This window comes from Bradyrhizobium sp. (genome assembly GCF_016462955.1).
In the GTDB taxonomy this organism is placed as follows: Bacteria; Pseudomonadota; Alphaproteobacteria; order Rhizobiales; family Xanthobacteraceae; genus Bradyrhizobium.
Genome location: NZ_JAEMSD010000102.1, coordinates 4,813 through 12,570, shown reverse-complemented (window position 1 = coordinate 12,570; position 7,758 = coordinate 4,813). Strand labels below are relative to the sequence as shown.

General features: G+C 64.3%; 8 protein-coding genes and 1 pseudogene. All 9 read left to right on the top strand.

Features of this window, described 5'->3' with window-relative positions:
- Positions 1 to 19: 19 nt before the first annotated feature.
- Complete coding sequence (locus JHD07_RS13510) at positions 20 to 1,036, top strand: TRAP transporter substrate-binding protein (RefSeq protein ID WP_291622867.1); 1,017 nt, start codon at positions 20 to 22, stop codon at positions 1,034 to 1,036.
- A 219-nt stretch (positions 1,037 to 1,255) separates the two neighbouring features.
- Positions 1,256 to 1,765, top strand: coding sequence for a TRAP transporter small permease (locus JHD07_RS13505; protein WP_291622865.1), 510 nt, complete (start codon positions 1,256 to 1,258; stop codon positions 1,763 to 1,765).
- A gap of 2 nt (positions 1,766 to 1,767) precedes the next feature.
- Complete coding sequence (locus tag JHD07_RS13500) at positions 1,768 to 3,087, top strand: TRAP transporter large permease (RefSeq protein ID WP_291622863.1); 1,320 nt, start codon at positions 1,768 to 1,770, stop codon at positions 3,085 to 3,087.
- A 12-nt stretch (positions 3,088 to 3,099) separates the two neighbouring features.
- Positions 3,100 to 3,561 carry a DUF3237 domain-containing protein gene (locus JHD07_RS13495; RefSeq protein ID WP_291622861.1) on the top strand — a complete coding sequence of 154 codons (462 nt, stop codon included), beginning with the start codon at positions 3,100 to 3,102 and terminating at the stop codon, positions 3,559 to 3,561.
- A 43-nt stretch (positions 3,562 to 3,604) separates the two neighbouring features.
- Positions 3,605 to 3,792, top strand: a pseudogene (locus JHD07_RS13490) (type II toxin-antitoxin system HicA family toxin).
- Between the two features lie 5 nt (positions 3,793 to 3,797).
- On the top strand, positions 3,798 to 4,196 hold the full coding sequence (locus JHD07_RS13485; RefSeq protein ID WP_291622877.1) for a type II toxin-antitoxin system HicB family antitoxin: 399 nt from the start codon (positions 3,798 to 3,800) through the stop codon (positions 4,194 to 4,196).
- Between the two features lie 129 nt (positions 4,197 to 4,325).
- On the top strand, positions 4,326 to 5,135 hold the full coding sequence (locus JHD07_RS13480) for a crotonase/enoyl-CoA hydratase family protein (RefSeq protein WP_291622859.1): 810 nt from the start codon (positions 4,326 to 4,328) through the stop codon (positions 5,133 to 5,135).
- Positions 5,132 to 7,015: a feruloyl-CoA synthase gene (locus JHD07_RS13475; RefSeq protein WP_291622857.1), complete on the top strand. Its 1,884-nt coding sequence runs from the start codon at positions 5,132 to 5,134 to the stop codon at positions 7,013 to 7,015. The genes JHD07_RS13480 and JHD07_RS13475 overlap by 4 nt, the downstream gene beginning before the upstream one ends.
- 25 nt (positions 7,016 to 7,040) lie before the next feature.
- Positions 7,041 to 7,758, top strand: a 718-nt coding sequence (locus tag JHD07_RS13470) for an SDR family NAD(P)-dependent oxidoreductase (protein WP_291622855.1), incomplete at its 3' end; no start/stop codon positions are given.

Here is a 7,758-nt window from a genome sequence, read left to right as displayed (position 1 = left end):
CAACAGGGAGAGACGCGTGATGAGGAAAGCCTGTCTGGCATTGCTGCTGGCAGCAAGCGTGAGCCCAGCGTTCGCGCAGGACAAGACCTTCGATCTGAAGATCTCGCACTGGGTGCCGGCCTCGCATCCGCTGCAAAAATCGCTGGAAGACTGGGCCGCCGCGGTCGAGAAGGATTCCGGCGGCACCATCAAGAGCAAGGTGTTTCCGGCCCAGCAGCTCGGCAAGGCGTTCGATCATTACGACATGGCGCGCGACGGCATCGCCGACGTCACTTACGTCAACCCGGGCTACCAGCCCGGCCGCTTCCCGATCATCGGCGCCGGCGAGCTGCCGTTCCTGATCTCGGACGCCAAGGGCGGCTCGATGGGACTGGACGCCTGGTATCGCAAACATGCCGAGAAGGAGATGAAGGACGTCAAATACTGCCTCGCCTTCGTCCACTCGCCCTCTTCGTTCCACTCCCGGACCAAGAAGATCGTCAACCCCGAAGACGTGAAGGGCATGAAGATCCGCCCGGCCCACGCCACCATGGCGAACTTCGTCACCTCGCTCGGCGGCACCAATGTGCAGTCCTCGGCACCGGAAGTGCGCGACATCATCGAGCGCGGCGTCGCCGACGGCGTCACCTTCCCCTGGGGCTCCCTGGTGCTGTTCGGCATCGACAAGGTGACCAAATACGACATGGAGGCGCCGCTCTACACCACCACCTTCGTGTTCGTGATCAACAAGGACAAGTACAACGCGATGTCCGACAAGCAGAAGGCCGCGATCGACAAGAACTGCTCGGTCGAAATGGCGGGGGCGGTCGGCGAGCATTGGGGCAAGTTCGAGGATGCCGGCATCGCCAAGGTGAAGGCGGAATCCAGTCACGAGGTCTACAAGCTGACGGCCGAGCAGACTGCCGCCTGGAAGAAGGCCGCCGAGCCGCTGGTCAGGACCTGGGGCGACGGCGCCAAGAAAGCCGGTGCCGATCCGGATGCGACGCTGACGGATCTCAAGGCCTCGCTGAAGAAGTACAACGCGCTGGCGGAGTGAGGCCATGGCGGGCTCTCTATCCCCCTCTCCCCGTTCTTACGGGGAGAGGGTTGGGGTGAGGGGCTGCTTCCGCAAAGATGGTGACAGACGGACTCGCGGAGAGTCCCCCTCACCCGCATCGCATCTTCGATGCGCTGCGGCCTCTCCCCGCACGCGGGGAGAGGCGATGCGCGGCGACATCTGGCTCAAACGAATCAGCTCACCCGGTAGGAACAACCCATGAAGCGCTCCTGGATGGACCGCATCATCGACTCGATCGAATGGATCGCGGCCGGCTTCGTCGGCATCGTCGCGCTCGACATCTTCCTGTCGGTGCTGCTGCGCAACACGCTGAACTATTCGATCCCCGACAGTTTCGACATCGGCCGCATGCTGCTCGGCATCCTGATCTTCTGGGGCATCGCCGCGACCTCCTATCGCGGCACCCACATCACGGTTGACCTCGTCTGGGGCAATGTCGGTCCGCGCCACCAGCGCTGGATCGACGTGTTTGCGACCCTGGTGCTGCTGTTCGTGGTGACCGTGCAGACCTGGACGCTGTTCGACAAGGTGCGCGGCACCTACAACGACAACGTCCAGACCTTCGACCTGCACATGCCGACATGGCCGTTCTTCCTCGTCGCATGGATCGGCGACGTCTGTGCCGTGCTGCTGATCGCGATCCGCACGTACCGCCTGATCTTCCACCCCGAAGACATGCACGAACCCAAGATCAAGGTGACGGAGTGACCATGAGTACCGACGCCGTCGCCGTCCTCGGCTTCGTCTCCCTGTTTGCCCTGATGCTGCTGCGCGTGCCGGTCGGCATGGCCATGGGTCTCGTCGGCGTGTGCGGCTTCAGCTATCTCGTCGGCTCGACACCGGCCCTGAAGATGGTCGGGCAAGTCACCATGCGGACGGTGACGGATTACACGTTCGGCGTGATTCCGATGTTCCTGCTGATGGGATCCTTCGTCAGCAACTCCGGCATGAGCCGCGAGCTGTTCCGCGCCGCCAACGGCTTCGTCGGCCATCTGCGGGGCGGGCTCGGCATCGCCACCGTCGGCGCCTGCGGCGGTTTCGCCGCGATCTGCGGTTCGTCGGTCGCGACCGCCGCGACGTTCTCCGCCGTCGCCTACCCGGAGATGCGCCGCTTCGGCTACCCGCAGTCCTTTGCCACGGGGGTCATCGCGGCCGGTGGCACGCTGGGCGCGATCCTACCGCCCTCCACGGTGCTTGCGGTCTACGGCATCATCACCGAGCAGGACATCGGCAAGCTCTTCATCGCGGGCATCATTCCCGGCCTGCTCGCGATGGCCATGTACATGATCACGATCTTCCTGATCGGCTATTTCCGCCCCGACTTCCTGGCCAAGGGCAAGGTGATTCCGTGGCGCGAACGCTTCGCCGGTTTGAAGGACATCTGGGCTCCGGTGCTTCTGTTCGTATTCGTGATCGGCGGCCTCTATGGCCTGCCCTTCCTGCCGCGCTTCACGCCGACAGAGGCCGGCGGCGTCGGCGCGACCGGGGCCTTCATCATCGGCGTGCTGACGGGCCGGCTCGACCGCGAGAAGGTGCTGGCCTCGCTGCTTCAGGCCACACGCACCGCAGCCGCCGTGTTCACCGTGCTGATCGGCGCGCTGATCTTCGGCTATTTCCTCACGGTGACGCAGACGCCGCAGAAGGTCACGGAGCTTCTCACCGGGCTCGGCCTTGGTCCCTACGGCGTGCTGGCGCTGATCATGGTGATGTATCTCGTGCTCGGCTGCCTGATGGACGCGATGGCGATGATCATCCTGACCGTGCCGATCATCTTCCCGGTCATCATCCATCTCGGCTTCGACCCGATCTGGTTCGGCGTCATCGTCGTCATGACCGTCGAGCTCGGGCTGATCACTCCGCCGGTGGGCATGAATGTGTTCGTCATCAAGAGCGTGGTGAAGGACGTGTCCTTCTCCACCATCTTCAGGGGCGTGAGTCCGTTCGTGGTCACTGACCTGATCCGCCTGGTGATTCTGATCGCCTTCCCGGCGCTGGCGATCTGGCTGCCGACACGCATGATGGCGCATTGAAGAGGTGAAGCGATGACCACGCCGACGTTGGAAACAAAATACGTCTTCACCCTTACCGTCCGCATCGGCGACGTCGTCACCGCCGGCGAGACCGGGATCGGAGTCCGCCGCATCATCCCGATCATCGGCGGCGAGGTGAAAGGCACGATCACGGGGAAGGTGCTGCCGTTCGGCGCCGATTTCCAGACCATCCGCCCCAACGAGCTGATCGATCTCGAAGCCAAATACGCCTTCGAGACCGACGACGGCGCAACCGTCTATGTCGAGAACAAAGGCATGCGCTTCGGCCCCGTCGAGCTCCTGCAAAAGCTCAAGCGCGGCGAGCCGGTCGATCCCAAGCTGATCTATTTCCGCACCGTGCCGAAATTCGAGACCGGGCACGACAAGTATCGCTGGCTGATGGAGCACATCTTCGTGGGATCGGCGGCACGGCATGCCGATCGCGTCGTGATCGACGTGCACCAGGTGATGTGAATCCGAAATTGACAATGAGTTATGATGTGTATAAATACACACCATGAATAGTCGAGACATCATCTCGGCGCTTCACAGGAATGGCTGGGTCCAAGTGGCTCAAAAAGGCAGCCACGTCCAACTCAAGCACCCGGCAAAACCAGGCCGCGTCACTGTCCCTCACCCGCAGCGGGACATCCCGCTCGAACGTTGAAGAGCATCGAGCGACAAGCCGGCCTGAAACTGAGGTGAGCGCCATGCGTCACTACATTGGTCTTATCCATAAAGATGCTGACAGCGATTTCGGCGTGTCGTTCCCCGATCTGCCGGGGCTTGTGACCGCGGGGACCACGCTCGACGAAGCACGCGACATGGCCGAGGAAGCGCTGGCGCTTCACCTTGAAGGCATCTTGGAAGACGGCGCATCGGTACCAGAGCCTTCGTCGCTCGAAGAGATCATGGCTGACCCGAAGAATCGCTCCGGGGTCGCGATTCTGGTGTCGGTGAAGGACGACCAGCCGAAGATCGTGCGCGTCAATGTCACCCTGCCCGGCGACGTCCTGGAGCAGATCGACAAATATGCCGAGACCCATGGCTATACGCGTTCGGGCCTGCTCGCTCAGGCCGCCAAGAAGCTGATTGCCGAAGCCGTCTGAGACAGTTCTGCGCACCGCGCCGGCGATTTGCCAGGCGCCTTCCTGCCACCTCGACGCAGGCGGGGATGCGCCCCTCCTTGACTCCCCCAGAATTCGTTATACAACATAACTATTCTGACAAGGACGCAAATGACACAGGGAAACGCCGAGACCGCGAACGCGGGCAGCTCCGGGCTGTTGAAGATCGAGCGGGCGGACCGGGTTCTCACCGTGGGTCTGAACCGGCCGGCCAAGCGCAATGCGCTCAATGACGGCATCATCCTGGAAATCGGCGAGTGTTTCGCGTCCCTGCCCGAGGACATCGGCGCGGTCGTAATCCACGGCATCGGCGACCATTTCTCCAGCGGCCTCGACCTCTCCGAATTGACCGAGCACGACGCGACCGGCGGCCTGCTCCATTCGCAGATGTGGCACCGGGTGTTCGACCGCATCCAATATAGCCGCGTGCCCGTGATCGCCGCGCTCCGGGGCGCCGTGATCGGCGGCGGGCTGGAGCTCGCCTGCGCCGCGCATATCCGCGTCGCCGAGCCCTCGACCTATTTCGCGCTGCCGGAAGGGCAGCGCGGCATCTTCGTCGGCGGAGGCGGCTCGGTGCGGCTGCCGCGGCTGATCGGCGTCGCCCGGATGATGGACATGATGTTGACCGGGCGCGTCTACAGCGCGACCGAAGGCGCGTCCTATGGCTTCGCGCAATATCTGACCGAGGCCGGCAACGGGCTCGGCAAGGCGCTGGAGCTCGCGGCCAAGGTGGCGTCCAACGCACCGCTGACGAACTTCGCCGTGCTGCAGGCGCTGCCGATGATCGCGGAGGCCAATCCGCAGGCCGGTCTCCTGATGGAATCGCTGATGGCCACCGTCGCGCAGAGCGACAAGGAGGCCAAGCGGCGGATCCGCGAATTCCTCGAACACAAGACCGCAAAGGTAAAGCCGAAGTCATGAGCGCGCAGCCGTCCTCTTCCAGCATGGAGCGCGGCGCGAGCACTTTCCCGCTGCGGCCGATCTCGTTCGGTGATCCCGCCGTCGACGTCGAGCGCCGCGATGACGGCACGATCTATCTGAGGCCGAAGCAGCCGCTCGGCGACTATCCCGTCCGCATCACCGACCGTCTGCATCACTGGGCGAGCACGACGCCGGACCGGATCTTCATGGCCGAGCGCGAGGGCGGCCGCTTCTGGCGCAAGATCAGCTATGCCGAGCTGCTCACCGCAAGCCGGCACATCGCCTCGAGCCTGATCGCGCGCGGCCTGTCGGCGGAGCGGCCGGTCGTCATCCTCTCCGGCAATTCGATCGACCACGCCCTGCTCGCCTTCGGCGCGTTCTATGCCGGCGTGCCGTTCTGCCCGGTGTCGCCGGCCTATTCGCTGGTGTCGAAGGATTACGGCAAGCTGTCCTATCTGATGAAGCTGCTGACGCCCGGCCTCGTCTTCGCCGAGGACGCCGACAAGTTTGCCGATGCGCTCGCCGCCAACGTCTCGCTTGGCACCGAGATCGCCGCGTCCTATGGCCACGTGCCGGGCCGCGACGTCACCCTGCTCGCCGACCTGATGGCGACGCCGATCCGCAGCGATCTTGACGATGTCCATGGCAGGATCGGCCCCGACACGATCGCGAAATTCCTGCTCACCTCGGGCTCGACCGGCAACCCCAAGGCCGTCATCAACACCCAGCGCATGATCTGCGCCAACCAGGTGATGCTGCGCGAGACGCTCGCCTTCCTCAAGGACGAGCCGCCGGTCATCGTGGACTGGCTGCCCTGGAATCACACCTTCGGCGGCAACCACAATATCGGTCTGACGCTCTACAATGGCGGCTCGATGTATCTGGACGCCGGCAAGCCGATGCCCGGCGGTATCGAGGAGACCGTGCGCAATCTCCAAGAGATCTCGCCGACGGTCTATTTCAACGTACCCAAGGGCTATGAGTCGCTGCTGCCATACCTGCGCGACGACCAGGGCCTGCGCGCGAAATTCTTCGACCGGCTGCATGCGATGTTCTTCTCGGGTGCGGCGCTGTCGCCGTTCATCTGGGACAGCCTCGACGCGCTCGCGGTGAAGGAAAAGGGCTATCGCGTGCCGATGCTGACCGGGCTCGGGGCGACCGAGACGGCGCCGTTCTTCATGTCGGTCAATCCGCGCACCAGCCGCTCCGGCCATGTCGGCCTTCCGGTTGCGGGCAATGACGCCAAGCTGGTGCCGAACAACGGCAAGCTGGAGGTGCGCGCCAAGGGGCCGAACGTGATGCCCGGCTACTGGCGGCAGCCCGACATCACCGCAAAATCCTTCGACGAAGAAGGATTTTACATGATGGGCGATGCACTCAAACCTGCCGACCCCAATGATCTCAATGCCGGCTTCGACTTCGACGGCCGCGTCGGCGAAGACTTCAAGCTCGCCAGCGGCACCTGGGTCAGCGTCGGCCCCTTGCGCGCGCGCCTCACCGCAGCCTGCGCGCCGCTGGTGCGCGACGTCGTCATCGCCGGCATCAACCGTGACGAAATCTCTGCCCTCGTGGTGCTCGACCTCGACGGCTGCCGACTGATCAATCCGACGCTGCCGACCGACGATCTCGTCGTCGCGACCCGCGACCGGCTGGTGCGCGACGCCTTCCGTGAGCGCCTGACCCGCTTCCTCGGCCAGGCCACCGGCTCCTCGACGCGGATCACGCGCGCAATCCTGATGGACACGCCGCTGTCGATCGACAAGGGCGAGGTCACCGACAAGGGCTCGATCAACCAGCGCGCCGTGCTGGAGCACCGCACCGACTTGATCGAGGAGCTCTACGCTGCCAATCCATCCAACCGTGTGATATCGGTCGGATAACAAATTACCGCTACAGGAGAACGCCATGTTGTTGAAGGATCAGGCAGCCATCGTCACCGGCGGCGCATCGGGACTGGGCGCGGCCACCGCGCGAAAACTGGCGGCGCAGGGCGCCAAGGTCGCGGTGTGCGACCTCAACACCAAGCTCGCGGAAACCGTCGCCGCCGAGATCAAGGGCGTCGCCGTGACCTGCGACGTCTCCGATGCCGCTTCCGCCGAAGCCGCGATCGCGCAGGCAGCGAAGGCCCACGGTCCGGCCCGCGTGCTGGTCAATTGCGCCGGCATCGGCGTTGCCAAGCGCGTCGTCGGCCGCGACGGTCCGATGGCGCTCGCCGATTTCGACAAGGTGATCAAGGTCAATCTGATCGGTACCTTCAACATGCTGCGCCTCGCCGCGACCGAGATGTCCAAGCTCGAGCCGCAGGCGACCGGCGAGCGCGGCGTGATCATCAACACCGCCTCCGTCGCCGCCTATGACGGCCAGATCGGCCAGTCGGCCTATTCGGCCTCCAAGGGCGGCATCGTCGGCATGACGCTTCCGATCGCGCGCGAACTGGCGCAGTTCGGCGTCCGCGTGCTGACCATCGCGCCAGGCCTGTTCCTGACGCCGCTGCTGGCCAACCTGCCGCAGGAAGCGCAGGATTCGCTTGCCGCCGCGATCCCCTTCCCGCGCCGGCTCGGCCATGCCGACGAGTTCGCCGCGCTCGCCCTGCACATGGTCGAGAACGCCTACCTCAACGGCG

Excerpts from the sequence above, each read along its gene's own strand:
- JHD07_RS13510 (WP_291622867.1), top strand. The coding sequence starts at position 20 with ATGAGGAAAGCCTGTCTGGCATTGCTGCTGGCAGCAAGCGTGAGCCCA.
- JHD07_RS13505 (WP_291622865.1), top strand. The coding sequence starts at position 1,256 with ATGAAGCGCTCCTGGATGGACCGCATCATCGACTCGATCGAATGGATC.
- JHD07_RS13500 (WP_291622863.1), top strand. The coding sequence starts at position 1,768 with ATGAGTACCGACGCCGTCGCCGTCCTCGGCTTCGTCTCCCTGTTTGCC.
- JHD07_RS13495 (WP_291622861.1), top strand. The coding sequence starts at position 3,100 with ATGACCACGCCGACGTTGGAAACAAAATACGTCTTCACCCTTACCGTC.
- JHD07_RS13485 (WP_291622877.1), top strand. The coding sequence starts at position 3,798 with ATGCGTCACTACATTGGTCTTATCCATAAAGATGCTGACAGCGATTTC.
- JHD07_RS13480 (WP_291622859.1), top strand. The coding sequence starts at position 4,326 with ATGACACAGGGAAACGCCGAGACCGCGAACGCGGGCAGCTCCGGGCTG.
- JHD07_RS13475 (WP_291622857.1), top strand. The coding sequence starts at position 5,132 with ATGAGCGCGCAGCCGTCCTCTTCCAGCATGGAGCGCGGCGCGAGCACT.